This is a genomic window from uncultured Dokdonia sp. (genome assembly GCF_947492815.1).
Taxonomy (GTDB): Bacteria; Bacteroidota; Bacteroidia; order Flavobacteriales; family Flavobacteriaceae; genus Dokdonia.
The window spans coordinates 359,227-379,001 of record NZ_CANLOB010000002.1 but is presented as its reverse complement, the minus strand read 5'-3'; the positions used below and the strand labels follow the sequence as shown (position 1 = coordinate 379,001).

The 19,775-nt window shown below is 36.6% G+C and carries 18 protein-coding genes; 13 read left to right on the top strand and 5 right to left on the bottom strand.

From position 1 onward, the window contains the following. Positions 1-144: 144 nt before the first annotated feature. Complete coding sequence (locus Q1A01_RS04485) at positions 145-615, bottom strand: hypothetical protein (protein ID WP_299676597.1); 471 nt, start codon at positions 613-615, stop codon at positions 145-147. A gap of 252 nt (positions 616-867) precedes the next feature. On the opposite strand from Q1A01_RS04485, the gene Q1A01_RS04480 reads away from it, so the two are divergent. The 6 genes from Q1A01_RS04480 (at position 868) to Q1A01_RS04455 (ending at position 4,766) form a co-directional block, all read left to right on the top strand. Next, entirely contained in the window at positions 868-1,638 is a 771-nt protein-coding gene (locus Q1A01_RS04480) for an XRE family transcriptional regulator (RefSeq protein WP_299676594.1), read from the top strand. A 9-nt stretch (positions 1,639-1,647) separates the two neighbouring features. Continuing rightward, a complete protein-coding gene (locus tag Q1A01_RS04475; RefSeq protein ID WP_299676592.1) occupies positions 1,648-2,304 on the top strand; it encodes a DUF2461 domain-containing protein in 657 nt (218 codons plus the stop codon). Positions 2,305-2,459: 155 nt separating this feature from the next. Then, positions 2,460-3,140, top strand: a complete 681-nt coding sequence (rplU, locus tag Q1A01_RS04470) for a 50S ribosomal protein L21 (protein ID WP_299676590.1) — start codon at positions 2,460-2,462, stop codon at positions 3,138-3,140. 35 nt (positions 3,141-3,175) lie between these two features. Then, positions 3,176-3,436, top strand: coding sequence for a 50S ribosomal protein L27 (gene rpmA, locus Q1A01_RS04465; protein ID WP_089369816.1), 261 nt, complete (start codon positions 3,176-3,178; stop codon positions 3,434-3,436). Between the two features lie 109 nt (positions 3,437-3,545). Beyond that, positions 3,546-4,088, top strand: a complete 543-nt coding sequence (locus tag Q1A01_RS04460) for a hypothetical protein (protein ID WP_299676584.1) — start codon at positions 3,546-3,548, stop codon at positions 4,086-4,088. Between the two features lie 120 nt (positions 4,089-4,208). After that, positions 4,209-4,766 (top strand): hypothetical protein, encoded by a 558-nt coding sequence (locus Q1A01_RS04455; protein WP_299676581.1) that lies wholly within the window; start codon positions 4,209-4,211, stop codon positions 4,764-4,766. 94 nt (positions 4,767-4,860) lie between these two features. Here Q1A01_RS04455 and Q1A01_RS04450 read toward each other — a convergent pair whose 3' ends face one another. Further along, on the bottom strand, positions 4,861-7,245 hold the full coding sequence (locus Q1A01_RS04450) for a TonB-dependent receptor (RefSeq protein ID WP_299676578.1): 2,385 nt from the start codon (positions 7,243-7,245) through the stop codon (positions 4,861-4,863). Between the two features lie 235 nt (positions 7,246-7,480). Between Q1A01_RS04450 and Q1A01_RS04445 the strand changes: the two genes are divergently transcribed. Both Q1A01_RS04445 and Q1A01_RS04440 read left to right on the top strand, forming a co-directional pair. Next, positions 7,481-8,569, top strand: a complete 1,089-nt coding sequence (locus tag Q1A01_RS04445; RefSeq protein ID WP_299676575.1) for a histidine kinase — start codon at positions 7,481-7,483, stop codon at positions 8,567-8,569. 2 nt (positions 8,570-8,571) lie between these two features. Beyond that, entirely contained in the window at positions 8,572-9,330 is a 759-nt protein-coding gene (locus Q1A01_RS04440; protein WP_299676572.1) for a LytTR family DNA-binding domain-containing protein, read from the top strand. A gap of 94 nt (positions 9,331-9,424) precedes the next feature. Here Q1A01_RS04440 and Q1A01_RS04435 read toward each other — a convergent pair whose 3' ends face one another. Next, positions 9,425-10,129, bottom strand: coding sequence for a DUF6503 family protein (locus tag Q1A01_RS04435; protein ID WP_299676569.1), 705 nt, complete (start codon positions 10,127-10,129; stop codon positions 9,425-9,427). Between the two features lie 76 nt (positions 10,130-10,205). Here Q1A01_RS04435 and Q1A01_RS04430 point away from each other — a divergent pair, with 76 nt between their 5' ends. Further along, positions 10,206-10,967, top strand: a complete 762-nt coding sequence (locus tag Q1A01_RS04430; RefSeq protein ID WP_299676566.1) for a hypothetical protein — start codon at positions 10,206-10,208, stop codon at positions 10,965-10,967. A 232-nt stretch (positions 10,968-11,199) separates the two neighbouring features. On the opposite strand, the gene dnaE is transcribed toward Q1A01_RS04430, so the two are convergent. Next, positions 11,200-15,585 carry a DNA polymerase III subunit alpha gene (gene dnaE, locus Q1A01_RS04425; RefSeq protein WP_299676563.1) on the bottom strand — a complete coding sequence of 1,462 codons (4,386 nt, stop codon included), beginning with the start codon at positions 15,583-15,585 and terminating at the stop codon, positions 11,200-11,202. Positions 15,586-15,727: 142 nt separating this feature from the next. Then, positions 15,728-16,546, bottom strand: coding sequence for a DUF6252 family protein (locus tag Q1A01_RS04420; protein WP_299676560.1), 819 nt, complete (start codon positions 16,544-16,546; stop codon positions 15,728-15,730). 131 nt (positions 16,547-16,677) lie between these two features. Between Q1A01_RS04420 and Q1A01_RS04415 the strand changes: the two genes are divergently transcribed. The 4 genes from Q1A01_RS04415 to Q1A01_RS04400 are packed head-to-tail and all read left to right on the top strand — an operon-like array spanning position 16,678 to position 19,763. Beyond that, complete coding sequence (locus tag Q1A01_RS04415) at positions 16,678-17,196, top strand: 30S ribosomal protein S16 (protein ID WP_299676557.1); 519 nt, start codon at positions 16,678-16,680, stop codon at positions 17,194-17,196. Positions 17,197-17,214: 18 nt separating this feature from the next. Then, positions 17,215-17,739 (top strand): ribosome maturation factor RimM, encoded by a 525-nt coding sequence (rimM, locus tag Q1A01_RS04410; protein ID WP_299676554.1) that lies wholly within the window; start codon positions 17,215-17,217, stop codon positions 17,737-17,739. Positions 17,740-17,750: 11 nt separating this feature from the next. Beyond that, positions 17,751-18,524 (top strand): methyltransferase, encoded by a 774-nt coding sequence (locus Q1A01_RS04405; RefSeq protein WP_299676551.1) that lies wholly within the window; start codon positions 17,751-17,753, stop codon positions 18,522-18,524. 60 nt (positions 18,525-18,584) lie between these two features. Then, entirely contained in the window at positions 18,585-19,763 is a 1,179-nt protein-coding gene (locus Q1A01_RS04400; RefSeq protein WP_299676549.1) for an acyl-CoA dehydrogenase family protein, read from the top strand. Positions 19,764-19,775: the final 12 nt, after the last annotated feature.

Sequence of the window (19,775 nt, the reverse complement as noted above, 5' to 3'; positions counted from 1 at the left end):
GCTATTTCGGAGAAAAAATATTTGATAGGCTAGTAATAGCTAGTATTACAGCTAATGGACATTAAGCGGATATACAATTAAAATTTTAATCATAAAAGCCCGGCAATGCCGGGCTTTCTAGTTACTCTCTTTTAATCACAAATATTAATGGTCAGTAACGTTTTTTACAGCGTCTTTTGTATTCTTAACACCTTCTTTTGCTTTCTCTACTGCATTTCCTGCAGCATCTTTTACACCATTTACAGCCTCACCTGCTTTATCTACTGCATTTCCTGCAGCATCTTTGGCATCATTTACAGCTTCACCTGCTTTATTTATTGCTTCTCCCGCAGCATTTGTTGCATCTTCAACGGCTTCTCCTGCAGCATTTGTTGCATTTTCTACAGCCTCTCCCGCAGCGTTTGTTGCATCTTCAACAGCTTCGCCTGCAGCGTTTGTTGCATCTTCAACAGCTTCGCCTGCAGCGTTTGCAGCATTTTCAGCAGCTTCGCCAGCAGCGTTTGCAGCATTTTCAACAGCATTTCCTGCTTCTTCAGCATTTTCTTTTACTTCTCTACAAGCAGTAATATTAAAAACTAAAGCTACAGCAGCAATACTCAAAATAATTCGTTTCATGTCGTTATAAGTTTTGACGATTAGTTAATGCCAAAATTAACAAGTACATCCTAATTAACACATCAATCAAGACGAATGTTTTATTTTTATCGATGAAATACACAAATTTCACCTTTAAAAACATAAATGGCCTTTAAATTATACACTATATACGTGTATACTCTCTTCGCTGGATCACGACACTTAAAGAAAAAAAGGAAATATTCCTAATTAATAACTAGGAAATATTCCTAAATTTCTTATATTCACCAAATGGGAACAAATGAATTACCTTCAGAAATACGTCGTTTTAAAGAAATACGTGAAGATCATGACTTTACACAATCTGAATTTGCAGAACAATTAGGTATAAAACATTCTACTGCTGATATAGAACGTGGTCGTACTAAACTTTCAGGTCGTGTAGTCACAGAATTACTACGTCTTTTTCATGTCAATCCATTATGGTTATTTGGATATAGCAATCAAAAGCACCTTACGACAGACAATGGAGATATTAGCCCTAAAGTAGTGATTGTAGATAAAGAAGATCAAGAAAATATGATCTTAGTAAATCAAAAAGCTGCCGCAGGATATCCTAATAATATCCAAGATGTAGAATGGTATCAAAAACTCCCAGCTTTTGATCTTCCTCTACCACAATATCGCAATGCAACCTATCGTGGTTTTCAAGTAGAAGGTGATAGTATGTTGCCAAATTTTAGACCCGATGATTGGGTACTTGCCAAAGGTGTAGAAAGCCTAGACTACGCAAGTGATAATAAAGTATATGTTGTTGTGATGCAAGATGCTGTGGTGGTGAAAAAATTACAAAAACTACCAGATTCTTCAAAAGTACTATTGGTTTCTCTTAATGAAGAATATGTTCCTTATGAAGTGTTTGTAAGTGATATTCAAGAAATATGGCAGGTGAATAGCAAACTTACTTTTAACATAGATTCAGGCTCTGAACATACACTATTAAGAGAACTACAAGCATCTATGCAAGAATTAAAAAGTCAGATCAAAAACCTAAACACTTAATCTGATTTTATGGGATTCCCAGAATTATTTAGTTTTTTAGAGCGTTTACAACAAAACAATTCTAAAGAATGGATGGACCTTAACCGCAAAGAGTATAAAGCAGTACGTGCTTTTTTTGTGAGTTGGCTAGACGAACTTAATAGCAAATTAGCAACGGTTGACCCTGATTATTTTGACACTCCGGGTAAGAAAAGCATTAATAGGATAAATAACAATTTGATGTTTGCGCCTAACAAACCTATTTACAAAGATCATTTTGCAGCAGGTTTAGATCAACTCACCAAACAAGGAGATTTTTATATAGAAATAGGATTAAAACACAATCTACTTGCAGGTGGTTTTTGGCGACCTGAAAAATCAATACTACATAGTATACGAGATGCTATAGATTATAATGGAGACGAGCTTTTAGCAATTTTAGAAAAGCCATCGTTTAAAAAAATGTTTGGTTCTTTATATCATGATGATCCATTAAAAACAGCTCCTAAAGGATTTTCAAAAGAACATCCATATATATCATTATTACGTCATAAAACTTTTGGTGTTGAAATGGCGCTTTCGCGAAAGCAAATACTAGACCCTCACTATCAAGAGATTTGCATAGAAGTTTATTTAGAAATGCTTCCGTTTAGACGTTATTTACGTGAAGCCGTAACGGTACAATAATAATAGTAAGGCAATCAAAATGTATCTTTATATTCCTTGTAAGATAAATGCGACAAAAAAAGCATTTGCATCCCTTGTAAATTAATAGATTAGTGGTATATTTGCACCCGCTTAAATCGAAAGATTAAGTTATTTTTAATCATTAATTAATAGCTATGTACGCAATTGTAGAGATAGCAGGGCAGCAATTTAAAGTTGCAAAAGACCAGAAAGTCTTTGTACACCGCCTAGCAACCGAAGAAGGAAAGAAAGTGTCTTTTGACAATGTTCTTTTAATCGGTGACGGTGACAAAGTAACGATCGGCGCCCCGGCTATAGACGGAGCTCAAGTAGGAGCTAAAGTCGTTAAACACCTAAAAGGTGACAAAGTAATCGTTTTCAAAAAGAAAAGACGTAAAGGATACCGTGTTAAAAACGGACACCGTCAGTCTCTTACTGAAATCGTAATCGAAAACATCACAGCATCTGGAGCTAAGAAAGCTGCTCCAAAAAAAGAAGCTAAAAAAGCTGAGCCTAAAGTGGCTGCTCCTGTAAAAGAAGCTGCTCCTAAAGCTGAAGCTAAAAAAGCACCAGCAAAGAAAGCTGCTGCTAAAGGTGATGATCTTAAGAAAATAGAAGGTATCGGACCAAAAATTGCTCAAACATTAACAGACGCTGGAATCGCAACGTTTGCTGAGTTAGCAAAAACGGATGCTGCTAAGATTTCTGAAATCATAGCGGGTGTACGTGGAAACCACGTGACAGACACATGGCCAAAGCAAGCTGAAATGGCTGCTGCAGGTGAGTGGGATGCTCTTAAGAAATGGCAAGACGAATTAGATGGCGGTAAAGCATAAGCTTCCGTTAAGTATAACAATAAAACCGAAACAAGATGGCTCATAAAAAAGGAGTTGGTAGTTCTAAAAACGGTCGTGAATCAGCATCGAAACGCTTAGGCGTTAAGATTTTTGGTGGCCAAGCTGCAATCGCAGGGAACATCATCGTACGTCAAAGAGGAAATACTCACCATCCAGGTGAAAATGTATACGGTGGAAAAGACCACACACTTCACGCTAAAGTGGACGGTGTTGTAAAATTCACTAAAAAGAAAGACAACAAATCTTACGTTTCAATCGTACCGTTTGAAGCATAAGTACTGTTTTTTCCTTATAAACAAAAACCCTTTCCAAATGGAAAGGGTTTTTTATGTAATATATTTAGGCACCCTTTTTGATCTAATTCATAAAACTAACAATCCTTCTATGAAAAAATTACAATTCCTTTTAGTTGCAATTTTACTTCAATCTTGCTTTCCTGTGAGTATCCCTCCTAATCTAGAAAATGGAAAATGGATGGAAGCCCAAAAATTTAAACGTAAACTTCCTAATCAATACGCATACATCTTTACAGACCCCAAGGATGCTAATGAGTTTTATCATTATGTAAGTGCTAAATTCCCTCCCAACCAAGAAGGTGATTCTGAAAATAATGTTCCTGTACAAATAGATAACACAAACTACTATATCTCTTTTTATGAAACTGAAAAGAAATCTCGTATAGTTAATTTACTTCCAGCAATTACGAATGAAGTATTGAACAATAAGAATATCCCCATTCAACTTGACGAACCTCCTATTACAAGGGAAGGTACTTGGTATATTGTACTTACTATCACAGATGCTAATTTTACAGATGCACTATCTCCTAGCTATAAAAATCAAAAAAAGATTTTAGAATACACCAAAATGCTTCATAATGAATATATAAGTACTACTAATTACAACAGCTTACAATTCCAGAAGTAAACATTTATATATAACACTACAGCAAAACGCAATATCATAAAAGCTATTTTAACCATAGGAGTTGTTATATTTTATGGATGGCATAGTCTTTGATTTCTCTCAAAGACTAAAACTACTCTTATGAAAAGAATATCCTACATTCTTCTCCTTTCTATCTGTTATTCCTGTATACCATTACAGATTGCACCTAATCTAGAAGAAGGAAAAGTCTACAAAGCAAAGAAATTTAAGCGTTCACTCCCTAAGCAACACACCTATGTGTTTACAGATCCTAAAGATGCTAATGAGTTTTATTATTTTATAAGTTCGAAATTTCAAATGGATCAAGATGGTGATGAAAATAATATCCCAATTCTCATAGAGAATAGACGTTATTTCTTGTCATTTTACGAAACAGAAAAAACCACACAAACTATTAATTTAGTCCCACTTGCGTTGGATGCTACTTTAATAGCTAATGACAGCGAACCCATTTTAGAAGATATATACACTTCAAGAACTGGCAGTTGGTATATCGCACTCACTATTACAGATTCAAATCTTAACGATGCATTAGACCCAACATATAGAGATGCTACTAAAGTTGTATCCTTTGCAACACAATTACAAGAAGAGTATCTAGCTACGCAAAATTATAATAGCTTATTACTTCAAAAAACTGTACAAACTAATAAATAGGTTAAAATACTGAGTACGCTTTCGCGAAATTGAGCTTGCGAGATTCACGACCAAAGAGAGAGCGTAGCGTTAAAGCATACTCAGTATCTTATTTTTAAAATTGAAAACGGTAACCTACATCTGGAAAGAATCTTATTTGATCTACCTCATCAATTCTATTAGTCACTCGATTATAACGTTGTTGAAATAAATTACTATTATTGGTTACGTTTTGTAAATCGACAAAAAACTGATGTGATTGTTTCTTTTTTGCACTATTCAACTTGACACCAAATTTTACATCCCATCTAAAATAGGCATCACTTTGCTCACTAAAGGCAAGCTCTTCTTGCAACACTTCAAAGCCAGCCACTTGAGATGCTTCCAAATCTGCAGGCGTAAAATAACGTCCTCCTGAAGTCGTAATTTTGGTATCTACAAACCACGTATTACGCCCTGTCGCTCCTAACTTGAATTCTTTTCCTGCCAATACATTAATGACATAGCCATTATTAAAAGGGGTATTACGCTCTATTCCATCACTTCCTTCATACTTACTTTCAAAAAATGAAGAAGTAAATAAGCCATAAAATCCTTTATCAAAAAACTTCTCTATCGTAATCTCAACACCCTGGTTAAAACCAGTCCCTTCATTAACTAATGATACACGATCATTATCAAAACCAAAATCTGCTCCTTCAGTAAGGGAAGAATAACTAGATGGAAATGCCTCTATAGCAGCATTGCTTATAGATTGGTAATAGACCTCTAGTTTCCCTCGCCAACTTTTTGCTAATCGCACATCATATCCTACCACAAAGTGATTGCTTTGTGTAAAATCCAACTCCTTGTTGGTTTGCACTAATACTCCATTAATCGCTTCATTAAGAAAAAGGATAGGCAATGGTTGTAACTGATGATGCAACCCATACCCTATATTGATCTTATGTTTTGGGGTGATGGCATAATTTACAGCAGCTCTTGGTTCTAATACAAATTGCTCACTCAAGGTACTATACTGTCCATGAAGCCCGCCGTTTAAGGCAAGCTTTTCTGTAAGCCTATATTGCCCTGATATATATGGTTGAAATATCCCTAAGCTTTCGTCTATATCACTAAATGTAAATAGATCTGGATCACCATCACCATCGCCGTCAGATTGCATAGTACGATCTCTTTCTAAGGTATCAAATCCTATGTTTTCATAGACAAAACCTGCCCGTACCGTTGATTTATTATTGAGTTTTGTATTGAACAAACTAGAAATACTTATTCTTGACTCTGTATTATCTGCTTCTGTAAAAAGAATAGAGCGCTCTTGTGGGGTATCTTGATCTAAAAATCTATTGACCTCAAATTGATTGGTAGATAAGCTACTTGACAGGGTTGTTTTGATATAGGATTTATCACTCAAATTGATACGGTGTTTCAATCCTATCACACCAAATCCAGAATCTACAAATGTATCTTCGTCGGTGGCAGCAAATAAATCATCTTCGTCTATATCATCACCCAAGAAATCAATATTTGAAGTTCCAAAAATTCCAAAAATTGAAAAATTCCCTGCTTTTCCTCTTCCAAAATCAATATTCAGAGATAGATCGCCATAATTGGGTGTAGCACTAGTTCCGCCTGCTCCTTGGCCTAAAATTCCGACTAATGAGTAACGTCCAGCTACTAGGAAAGAGCCTCCTTTATTCCCTAAAGGACCTTCTACATTGGCTTCGACTCCAGAGAAAACACCTACTTGTAAAGAGTATTCATAATCGTCTGTATTTCCTTTTCTAAATCCTAAATCAAAAACACCTCCTAAGGCATTTCCATATTCGGCAGGGAATGCAGAGGTTAAGAAGTCTGAGTTCTTCAGCATATTTGGATTTAAAGCAGATACAGGTCCTCCCGTAGTTCCTGCGGTTGAAAAGTGATTTGGACTTGGTATTGGAATGCCTTCTAAACGCCATAATAAGCCTGTAGGAGAATTTCCTCGTACTACAATATCATTACGACTATCGTCTGGTGCAGATACGCCAGCAAAATTGGCCGCTAGTCTTCCTACATCACTTCTTCCACCTGAAAATCGAGTGACTTCATCTACACTAAATTGGCGTGATGAGACGGTTGCCAGTTTATTTACAGCTCGCTCTTTATTGGTGCCAGAGCTAATCACTACTTCATCGAGTTGCCCAAATGCCTCTACCAAATTTACATCCACTACGGCATCTTTACCTGCAGTTACTACAATATTGGGTATGGTGATAGATTCAAATCCTAAATAGGTCACACGAATACGTTGCCTTCCCACAGGAACATTTTCCATTCTGAACTTCCCATTTTCATCGGTAATCACACCCACAGGCGGATCTACATCCAGAAGCTCTACGGTTGCTCCCATTAATGGAATTTCTGATTGCTTATCGATTACATTTCCTTTAATTACGCCATTCTGAGCAGTAAGTATACCTGTGCATAATACGAGAATGACTCTTATTAGATTTCTCATGATTTTGTTTTTTGATACTGTAAATCTTACGCTTTCGCGAAAGCATTCCCAGCTCAAAAAGTTTAATTGTCAATACACCTGTCCTACTGTTATAAATCTTCTTGAAGTAACTTATGAGGTATTTCCAAACTGTTTTTCAATTCATACAAAAGGTCTCACAGTTCAAGTAGTAAAATGACAATTCATCTATTCCCATAGAAGAGAGGCTATCTTTATCACTTATATTTACAGGATCATGAACAGTCTATTCACACATTTTAATTTTAAAAAATTTGGCTTTAGAGTCATTGTGATTACCGTGGTGTACCTTCTTGTTAAGCTAACAATAGACCATGATAATGATGGGAATGAACAAGCTTTTGAATTTGTATCTGTTGTTTATTACCTCTCTGCTTTTTTCCTTTTTATGGTCATTTGGGAGACCAGCGATTGGTTAATAAGACGCCATCAAAAACAAAACGGTTCCATTTATTTTAAAGATAGTATTCGCATCTTAGGAATTAATATAGCTATTGCTATTCCGGTGATTGCATTGACCTATTATATCATCAATTTTCATCTTGATGAGTTATGTAATATTTTACCTAAAGAAAGGCCTTTACGATTTCGAGTAGACTTTTTTAGAGCGCTTTTACTCACTTTTGCTGTAGGTACTTCCAACCTTTTTTACTTTTCTTTAAATCAAAAGAAGCGTATCGAAGAAAAAATGGAAAAACTTCAAAAAGAACTTATCGCTTCTCAGTATGCCTCTTTAAAAAGCCAGATTAGTCCTCATTTCTTATTTAATAGCCTAAATATCTTAACGTCATTAATGTATGAAGATCGAGATCTTGCCTCCGATTTTGTGACACGCCTTGCCTCTTGTTATCGATATATTTTAGACAATCGGGAAGAAGATATTGTTCCACTAGAAAAGGAGCTTAATTTCCTTGAGTCTTTTATCTTTATGATGAATGTACGTCATGAAGGCGCATTACACATATCAAACCATGTAACAACAAATCCAAAGGAGTTATTCATACCTACACTTTCATTACAAATGCTTATTGAAAATGCCTTAAAGCACAATTATTACTCAAAAGAAAAACCATTAGAGATTAGTATTTTTTCTATTGGCAATGAAAGTATTGTGGTACAAAATACACTTCGTAAACGCACACCTGAAGAAACATCTACACAACTTGGATTAAAAAATATACAAAAGCGATATGGCTTTTACACCAATGACAAAGTCATTATAGAAGAAGAAAACAATTTCTTTAAAGTGACCATGCCATTACTATCTATAGACCAAACAATCAAAACCATTTCATCTGTTTCCTAATTATGAATGCTGTTATTATTGAAGACGAACCTATTGCCTCTCGCAGACTCGCCAATTTAATTTCTGAGTTGGCTCCAGAAATGAAAATAACGGGACAAATTACTTCTGTTGAGAATGGTATTCATTGGTTTAAAAATAATGATATGCCTGATCTTATTTTTTTAGATATTCAATTAAATGATGGGTATGGCTTTGATATTTTGGACACCTTAAAAGATCATCCTTCTATTATTTTCACAACCGCCTATAATGAATATGCTATACGAGGTTTTAAATACAATGGGCTTGATTATTTATTAAAGCCTATAGATAAAAACGATTTGATCAATGCATTAACTAAGTTTAGAAAATCGCGTGTACCTCATGACTCCATCATGGATGAAAATAAGATTGCTCGAATTAAAAACTTATTTGAAAAAGAATACAAACACCGGTTTATGGTAAAAGTAGGCAACCAGTACAATAGTTTTAATGTACAAGACATTGCTTATTTCAAATCTAACGAAGGGGTGATTTGCCTTCATACACATACCAATCAGCAGTTTCCGATTGAGTACACGATTGATCAGCTAGAGGACATTTTAAATCCCATCGATTTTTTTAGAATCAACCGTAAATTTATGGTGTCTGTAAAAGCAGTATCACAAATTAGCACCTACTTTAATAGTAGATTGATTTTAAAATTAACGCCAAAAGAAGAAGAACAAGTGATTGTCTCTAGAGAACGAACCAGTAATTTTAAAAAGTGGCTGGACATGTAATTGTTTCATGCTTCTTACGCTTTCGCGAAATCGAGCTTGTGAGATTCACGACCAAAGGGAGAGCGTAGCGTTAAAGCGTATATCACTTAACCTATTATCCTTTCACCAGTTTATCCGTTCCTAAATACCCATTGTCTTTATTGTAGTACCAAGCACGATCTTTAGGCATTTTTATACCTCCTATTTCCATCTCGTCAGTGAGGAGAATATATTCTCCGGTGGTTTCATCAGGTCCTTTAAAAAACTGATATACTTCCATCGCATAGGTTTCAGGATTGAAATAAAATTGCCAGATATCAGAACCTACTTCTTGATCATAGCTCGCACGAATTACTAGATATTCTTTTCCTTTAAATGTCTTTTTCTGCACTACAGGATCTATATGCGTTCCAGGATCTTTAAGTTTCATGGGAAGTCCATAGAGATAGGTGTAGTAATTTTTAAACATCGTAGAGCGTTCGCAATCACCACGGTGTTTTTTTATGTCTTCTTCAGATACTTCTTTGCTTCCATTAAGCATAAACAAACATGCTCCTTTATCCACCACACGCCTTGTCTTATCTTCTCCTTGAACGGTCACACTAAAAAACTCATTGGGTAAATCTATTTGCACCTCACTGACTCTCGCAGGTCGGTCTGGCATTTCTAATGCTATGTTTAGAAGGCCTTGAAAAGTTTCCCAATTTCCATTTGGATCGTGATAGGCGATTGCTTTTTCTAAAAGTTCATTGGCGGTAAGCGTTTGCCCTGTTACAGCGAATGTACATATGCCTAATAGTAGGGTGAAGATTGTTTTCATGTGATTGTTAATTGAACCTACAATGTATGATTATATCCGTATGATACCAAACCAGACTTCCCCACGTTATCCCTATATGATCAAATACATATTCCTTCTTTTATTCTCAACAAGCCTATTCGCTCAAAATACAGCTCCTAAAACCGTTCATGTATTTGTAGCACTTTGTGATAATGTAAATCAAGGGATTGTGCCTGTACCTAAAACATTAGGGAATGGTCAAAATCCAAGAACCAACCTATACTGGGGTGCGTTATATGGTGTGAAAACACATTTTAAAAAGAGTAAAGACTGGACATTCATCAAATCTATTCCATCAGAAAATCTTCAGATATTAGAACGTGTGCTATTTAAACATACCACCACAAATACTTACCTACTCGCAGACGCCTATGACGGAAAATACATCAAGCAAACAACCATTGATTTCTTAAAAGCATCTTCAGGAGATTTTTCTGCATCCATTAAGATAGATGACAAATCATTAGACTTCGGAGGAAAAGCAGATTTGGTAAGCTATATAGGTCATGATGGGCTTATGGAATTCCAACTAGATATTACGATTACAAAAGACACCTCTTCTACCAAAGATGCGATTATACTCGCTTGTTATAGCAAAGAGTATTTTACACCTTATTTTGAAAAAACTGGGGCAACTCCATTAGTTTGGACAACAGGACTTATGGCACCAGAAGCTTACACCTTAAAATGGGCATTGGATGGATGGATTCAAGAAAAAAGCGATGCCGAAATACGAGAACTCGCTGCACAAGCCTATCATCACTATCAAAAATGCGGCATGCGTGGTGCACGTAACTTATTGGTAACAGGGTTTTAATTTGTTTTACAATTTAACTAGGGATTATACATCCTAAAAGGTATTAAAGAAATCTTCATTGCATCCTTTAGGATTTAAGGAAAAGAATGAAGATAGAGTATACTAATACCAACTATTCATCAAAATGCACAACGAGTTAAAAAAGTATACGCTTTCGCGAAATCGAGCTTGAGAGACCTGCCTGCCAGCAGGCAGGTTCACGACCAGAGGGAGAGTGAAACGGTAAAGCGAACTAATTCAATTTATAATGCACTGCATTTTCCTCTAAAGCATCCAATAACGCCTGAGTTATATTTACTTTTTGCTTCTTACTAGGCATACGGACATATAATTTTTCTTTAGGTTCAAATACCTGAAAGTGTAATTTATTATCTCCTTTATGTTGATCTAGAATGGTTTTTATCTCTTGAACCCGTGCTTCTGCAATCTCATTAATATCGATATTGATCGTCAATTTTTTAGCATAGGTATCCATTACATCTTGTAATTGTTGGATATTATTAAATTGTGTACGCGGATCACTTCTTCTTCCTGTATCCCTATTTACAAATCCTTCACGTATAAAAACCTTTGCATGAATAAACGTATTAGGAATCAAAAAATGACGTAATTTCAAGTATTCTTCCCCAAACATTCTAAACTCAAAAGAATCCATAAAATCCTCTATCGTAAATGCCGCCCATCCTTTTCCATTTTTAGAAATACGATGCTGCACATCGGTAATCACACCTCCAAAGGTAAGTTCGCGATTTACATATGCTTCCATCGTATTAAAATGAGATACCGTAGCATTACAGAAGGTTTCCATTTCTGTTTTAAAGTCATCCAATGGATGTCCAGAAATATAAACGCCTACCACTTCTTTTTCTCTACGAAGCTTTTCCATAGTTCCCCACTCTTCACAAGGGGGTACAACAGGCTCAGGAATTTGCACTTCACTCGCTTCTCCAAATAAACTTACTTGTGCACTATTTTCATTCTCTTGATGACGCGCTCCGTATTTTACAGCTTTCTCCAAGAACGTAATGCCATCTCCTTCATCATGAAAAAACTGTGCTCGATGGGTTTCTCCTAATTCATCAAATCCTCCAGCTAGTGCTAAACTTTCAAAGGCTTTTTTATTGGCTGCTCTCAAATCTACACGACGTGCAAAATCAAATACAGACTTGTATTTACTTTCTTGTCTATGTTCTACAATCGTTGCTACCGCTCCTGTTCCCACTCCTTTTATGGCGCCCATTCCAAAACGAATGGCTCCATTATCATTTACCGTAAACTTTCTAAAGGATTCATTTACATCCGGTCCTAACACTTCAAGTCCCATACGTTTACATTCTTCCATAAAGAAGGTAACTTGCTTGATGTCATTCATATTATTAGAAAGTACCGCTGCCAAATATTCAGCAGGATAATGTGCTTTTAGATAAGCTGTTTGATAAGCAATCCAAGCATAACATGTAGAGTGTGATTTATTAAATGCGTAGGCTGCAAAAGCTTCCCAATCTTTCCAGATTTTTTCTAATTTTTCGGCATCATGTCCTTTGGCGGAAGCCTGCTCAATAAACTTAGGCTTCATCTTATCCAGTACCGCAATTTGTTTTTTACCCATCGCTTTACGAAGTACATCGGCTTCACCTTTGGTAAAATCGGCGAGCTTCTGAGAGAGAAGCATCACTTGCTCTTGATAGACCGTAATTCCATAGGTTTCTTTTAAGTATTCTTCCATGGCTGGAAGGTCATACTCAATGTCTTCCTCTCCATGCTTACGACGAACGAATGATGGAATATATTCCATCGGACCAGGACGATACAATGCATTCATGGCAATCAAATCTTCAAAAACGGTAGGTTTTAGAGACTGCATGTGTTTCTGCATTCCGGGAGATTCATATTGAAAAATCCCTACCGTATCTCCTCGTTGGAATAACTCATAGGTTTTCTCATCATCCAACGGAAAATTCTCTGGATCAAGATCAACATCATGCCTATACTTTACAAGCTTAACCGTATCCTTAATCAAGGTTAAGGTTTTAAGACCCAAGAAATCCATCTTAAGCAACCCTGCTTCCTCAACCACCGAGTTATCAAACTGTGTTACGTATAAATCAGAATCTTTTGCGGTAGCTACAGGAACGAATTTGGTAATATCATCGGGTGTAATGATTACCCCACAGGCATGAATTCCCGTGTTACGCATAGAGCCTTCTAGTTCTTTTGCTTTACGCAACATTCTCCCTTCCAGATCATTGCCTTCAGAAAGATTAATCAGCTCATTTACCTTCACCAAATCATCGGCTCTGAACTTCGCTCTAAGCTCTTGTTCGCTTTTTCCTATAATCTTATTCAGCTTAGACATATTAGGAATCAGCTTTGCGATACGATCTGCATCTCCTAATGGTAAATCTAATGCTCTTGAGGTATCTCGTATAGATGACTTAGCAGCCATAGTACCATAGGTAATAATTTGTGCTACCTGATTGGCTCCATACTTATCGATTACATATTGCATCACACGGCCACGTCCTTCATCATCAAAATCAATATCAATATCGGGCATACTTACACGATCTGGATTCAGGAATCTCTCAAAAAGAAGATCATACTTCATTGGATCGATATTGGTAATCCAAAGACAATAGGCAACCACACTTCCTGCTGCCGATCCACGTCCCGGACCTACAGACACGTCCATATTTCGGGCTTCCCGTATAAAATCTTCTACAATCAAGAAGTATCCAGGATATCCTGTTTTTTCAATTACATCTAGTTCAAAGTCTAAACGTTCTATCACTTCTTCAGAAAGCGGTTCTCCGTATCGTTTTTTAGCTCCTTCATACGTAAGGTGTCTCAAAAATTTATTCTCTCCTCGCTTACCGCCATCTAGTTTATCTTCTTCAAATAAGAATTCTTCTGGAATATCAAAAGCAGGTAAGAGTACATCACGCGCCAGTTCAAAAGGAGTTATTTTATCTATAACTTCTTGTACATTGAGAATTGCTTCGGGAAGATCATTAAAAAGCGCCTTCATCTCATCGGCACTTTTAAAATAATATTCATTATTAGGCAATCCATAACGATACCCTCGCCCACGACCTTTAGGAGTCGCTACTTTTTCCCCATCTTTTACGCATAACAGAATATCATGTGCTTCGGCATCCTCTTTATCAACGTAAAATGTGTTATTAGACGCTATCAATTTAATGTTATGCTTTCGCGAAAGCGTAACCAGCACGGGCATCACCCTATCTTCATCTTCTTGTCCGTGACGCATGAGCTCTACATAGAGATCATCACCAAACTGTTCTTTCCACCAAACTAAGGCTTCTTCTGCCTGCTTCTCACCTACATTCAGAATCTTACTCGGCACCTCTCCATAGAGGTTTCCTGTAAGCACAATAATATCTTCCTTGTATTGTTCTATCACTTTTTTATCAATACGAGGTACATAATAGAAACCATCGGTATAGGCTATAGATGCCATTTTTGCCAGATTATGATATCCGTTTTTATTTTTGGCAAGCATCACAATTTGATACCCATTATCTTTCTGACTTTTATTTGTATGATCTACACATACATTAAATTCACAACCTACAATAGGTGTTATTTCTTTTGCTTCAGCTTCATTACCTTCGGCTACAGCAGCTTCATTTTTTGCTTTAACGCCTTTGTTATGATTCTTTACAGCTTTCACAAAATGAAATGCACCCATCATATTTCCCGTATCCGTCATAGCTACAGCGGGCATATTGTATTTTGCTGCGGCATCTACTAGATTTTGAATATTAGTAGTAGATTGTAGTATAGAAAATTGTGTGTGATTATGAAGGTGTACAAAGGGAGCCTCTGCCATTCGTGCTTCATTATCTGCTATTTCGGTTTTTGAAATCTCAGGAACTTCATCTTTTTGAAGTGATTTCCTAATCTTCTCAGACGCTTTCTTAAGATTGATATGCTTCAGCCCTATAAACTCTATAGGTTGCGGATTGCTCTGCGAGAAGTTTTCAAAGTAATCTGGTTGTACATCTAGTTCTTCTTGTGTAAAAACACGCTTACGAACTAATTCAAAAAAACAGCGTGTCGTCGCTTCTACATCGGCTGTCGCGTTATGTGCTTCACCGAAGCCTTCACCAAATAAGTGTTTATGAAGTTCTGTAAGTGTAGGTAATTTGAATTTACCTCCTCTACCTCCAGGGATTTGACATAATTGCGCTGTCGTCTCTGTACAGGTATCTAACACAGGTAATTCTTGAAGATCATTAGGAAGCGATTGTCTATGGAATTCTGCCCCCATAATATTCACATCAAATCCTACATTTTGACCTACAACATATTTTGTTTTTGATAGCGCTATATTAAACTTTTCTAATACTTCTTGTAATGGGATACCATCTTGAGCAGCAAGCTCTGTAGAAATACCATGAATACGTTCTGCGTCATATGGAATATCAAAACCATCTGGTCTTATCAAATAATCTTGATGCTCTATGACATTACCCATAGCATCGTGTAACTGCCAGGCAATTTGTATGGCTCTTGGCCAGTTGTCAGAATCAGTAATAGGGGCATTCCAATTTTTAGGTAATCCTGTAGTTTCAGTATCAAAAATCAAGTACATACGTATGCGTATTTAGAACAAAGAAATGTACTAAAAATCTTCAGATAGCGTATGGCTTTTTAGTAATGAGTTATTAAATGTTATACACTAAAAAAGGGCTTCTGTATGAAGCCCTTTTTTAGTGTTATTTTATATCTGGATATTAGTAGCTTACAGAAAACTCACCGTCTGTAATTGAAAAACTTCCTGCATCAAAAACAAACTCTCCTGACACTTCATTAGCATCTGTATCATTTGCAACAATTGTAAGTGTACCTGATTGTGCTTCAAACATCTCATTACCGGCAGCCACAAGGTATGATGCTCTTGTATTACCTCCTATAGTAATATCGTAAGTTCCCGCCGCTATATCTGTTGGAAAGATCACAGTTATTGATGCTTGTTGTGTTTGACCAACTACAGATAACACATTACCAGATTCTGGTGTTGCGATTATTGTAGGGTTAAATATCACAGAATTTACTCTCGCAGTAAATGAATCATTTGTATTCATATCTGGCGTCTCTCCTAGCTCTGTAAGAATAGGGATTTCAAACATAAATCCTTGACTCAATGTGATGGTATCTTGTATTCCGTTACGAAGTGCTGTAAAATTGAATGTTCCAGAAACGGTATTATCGCCATTAATTTGATAATTTACTTGTCCATCTGCATTGGTAGATGCAGTAGAAAATACATTTCCAAACTCATCAGTAAAGGAAGCAATGTTGGTATTTGGGTTTTCTCCTCCTAATTCAATTTGTGTTTGATTTAGGGAATTAATTAATATATTTAACGTTTCAACATCAGAGTTTCCTTGTATTAAAAGACTTCCATTATCGTTAAATACAGCTCTGCTATCTGCAGATCTAAAAAGAATACTATCTTTTACAGCCTGAAATGCAGGGCTGTTATCTTGAATCTCATTAGAACATGAAAAGGCAAATAGGGACAATAGTAGGATAGGTAATAAGCGTTTCATAATGACATAAATAGGTTTAGTGACAAATGTACTATAAAAAAGTAAATAACGTAATGTAGGCTAAAAAATTGTGTTATCTTTGCACGCCTAATTAAATCTGAGGTCGGGTACCTCAAAAATTAATTCAAATTATGTCAGTTAAAATTAGATTACAAAGACACGGTAAAAAAGGAAAACCTTTTTACTGGATCGTAGCGGCAGATGCTCGCTCAAAAAGGGATGGTAAATTCTTAGAAAAGTTAGGAGTTTACAATCCAAACACAAATCCTGCAACTATCGAATTAGATGTTGATGGATCTGTACAATGGTTACAGAATGGTGCACAACCAACTGAAACTGCTAAGCGTCTTCTTTCTTACAAAGGAGCAATGCTTAAAAACCATTTAGCTGGAGGTGTTCGTAAAGGCGCACTTACAGAAGAACAAGCTGAAGCAAAATTTACTGCTTGGCTAGAAGAAAAAGCATCAAAAATTGCTTCTAAAGAAGGAGATCTTTCTAAAGCAGCAGAAAAAGCAAAAGCAGAGGCACTTAAAGCTGAGCAAGCTGTAAACGAAGCTCGTATCGCAGCAGCGCAACCTGAACCAGTAGTAGCAGATGCAGAAGATGCACCAGCAGAAGCTACTGAGGCAGCAGCAGACTCTGAAGAGTAATCATTATATTTTTGTACGATGAAGAAAGAAGACTGCTTCTATCTAGGTAAAATCGTCCGAAAATATAGTTTCAAAGGGGAACTCCTAGCAAAGCTAGATACAGATGAACCCGAATTGTATACAAATTTGGAATCAGTATTCGCGGATTTTAACCCGAATCTGGTTCCTTTTTTTATAGAATCTTCCCAACTCCATAAATCTACATTACTACGCTTTAAACTTGAAGATGTGGACACTGAAGAAGATGCAGATGACCTTATAGGGACAGATTTATACCTTCCACTAGACATGCTTCCACAACTAGAAGGTGATAAATTTTACTATCACGAGATAATAGGATATACAGCTATTGACGAGAATTTTGGAGAGATTGGTATTATCAAAAATATCAATGACACTACTGCTCAAGCTATTTTTGAGATAGACAGAGATGGTACAGAAGTACTCATTCCTATGATTGACGATTTTATCAAGAAACTTGATCGCGATAAAAAAACAATCCTACTTCAAGTTCCTGATGGACTTATCGATTTATACTTATAAGTATATTCAGCATGGCAAATGCTCCATTTGAATTCAAACAATTTACTATAGCACAAGATCGATGTGCCGCAAAAATAGGAACCGATGGTGTCTTATTAGGTGCTTGGGCATCTATACATCACCATCCTGCGTCTATTTTAGACATCGGTACAGGAACAGGTGTTATTGCTTTAATGCTTGCACAACGAAGCACTGCTGAAACAATAGATGCGTTAGAGCTTGATGATGATGCTTACGAACAAGCCACAGAAAACTTTGAAAATAGCGATTGGAGTGATCGATTGTTCTGTTATCATGCACATCTGTATGAGTTTGCTACCGAAATAGATGAGACTTATGATCTTATTGTGAGTAACCCTCCTTTTTATGAAGCTACTGCCGCACCAGAGGGAAATAACGAATTAACCGAATCTCGAAAAAAAGCACGATTTGAAGATGCAATGCCCTTTGAATTATTAGTAGGTGCTGTCGCTAAATTACTTTCAGAAACGGGTATTTTTAATGTGATCATTCCTCATCATAGAGAAGAAGATATTATAGCCCTAGCTTCGCAAGCACATTTATTCCCTACGCGTATTACACAAGTAAAAGGAAATCCTGATAGCCCTATCAAAAGAAGTATGATCGCGTTTCAACGTTTGGAACAAATTCCTCATGATATTGAAGGAGATTTTATACGCTTTCGCGAAAGCGTACTCCCACAAGAACTCGTTATAGAATATGCACGACATGAATACACCGAAGCATATATTCATTTAACAAAAGATTTTTACTTAAAAATGTAGGGGTGATATTGGGGCATAGAAAACGTTTTCGTTACATTTGTGTCTACTAAAAATAAAACCATGCGACCAGATCTTTTTGAAGCGCCAGATTACTACAATCTTGATGATCTTTTAACTGAAGAACACAAACTAATACGTGATGCTGCACGTGCTTGGGTAAAGCGCGATGTATCTCCTATTATAGAAGAAGCAGCTCAGAATGCAACATTTCCAAAATCTATCATTCCAGGCCTAGCAGAAATAGGTGCTTTTGGCCCTTATATTCCTGAAGAATATGGTGGCGCTGGACTTGATCAAATCTCTTATGGATTGATCATGCAAGAAATCGAAAGAGGAGACTCTGGGGTACGATCTACAGCATCTGTACAGTCATCTCTAGTGATGTATCCTATCTGGAAATATGGTACTGAAGAGCAACGTAAAAAATACTTACCAAAGCTTGCTAGTGGAGAATGGATGGGATCATTTGGTCTTACAGAGCCTGATCATGGTTCAAATCCAGGAGGAATGGTAACCAATTTTAAGGATATGGGAGACCATTATCTTTTAAATGGTGCAAAACTTTGGATCTCTAATTCGCCGTTTTGTAATGTGGCTGTTGTTTGGGCAAAAAATGAAGAAGGACGTATACACGGGCTTATCGTTGAGCGCGGTATGGAAGGATTTTCTACACCAGAAACACATAACAAATGGTCTTTACGTGCAAGTGCAACGGGGGAATTAATCTTTCAAGACGTAAAGGTTCCTAAAGAAAACTTATTACCAAACAAATCAGGCCTTGGTGCTCCATTAGGATGTCTGGATTCTGCTCGTTTTGGTATTGCTTGGGGCGCGATAGGTGCTGCTATGGACTGTTATGACACAGCTTTACGTTATGCTAAAGAGCGTATTCAATTCGGAAAACCTATTGCTGCATTCCAATTACAACAGAAGAAACTTGCTGAAATGATTACTGAAATCACAAAGGCACAACTCTTAGCTTTCCGTTTAGGACAACTTAAAAATGAAGACCGTGCTACATCTGCTCAGATTTCTATGGCAAAGCGTAACAATGTGGATATGGCTATAAAAATTGCTCGTGAAGCTCGTCAAATCTTAGGAGGAATGGGTATCACTGGCGAGTACAGCATCATGAGACATATGATGAACTTAGAGAGTGTGATTACATATGAAGGAACACATGATATTCACCTTCTTATTACAGGATTGGATATTACAGGTGAGAATGCTTTTAAGTAAAAAAGACATCTA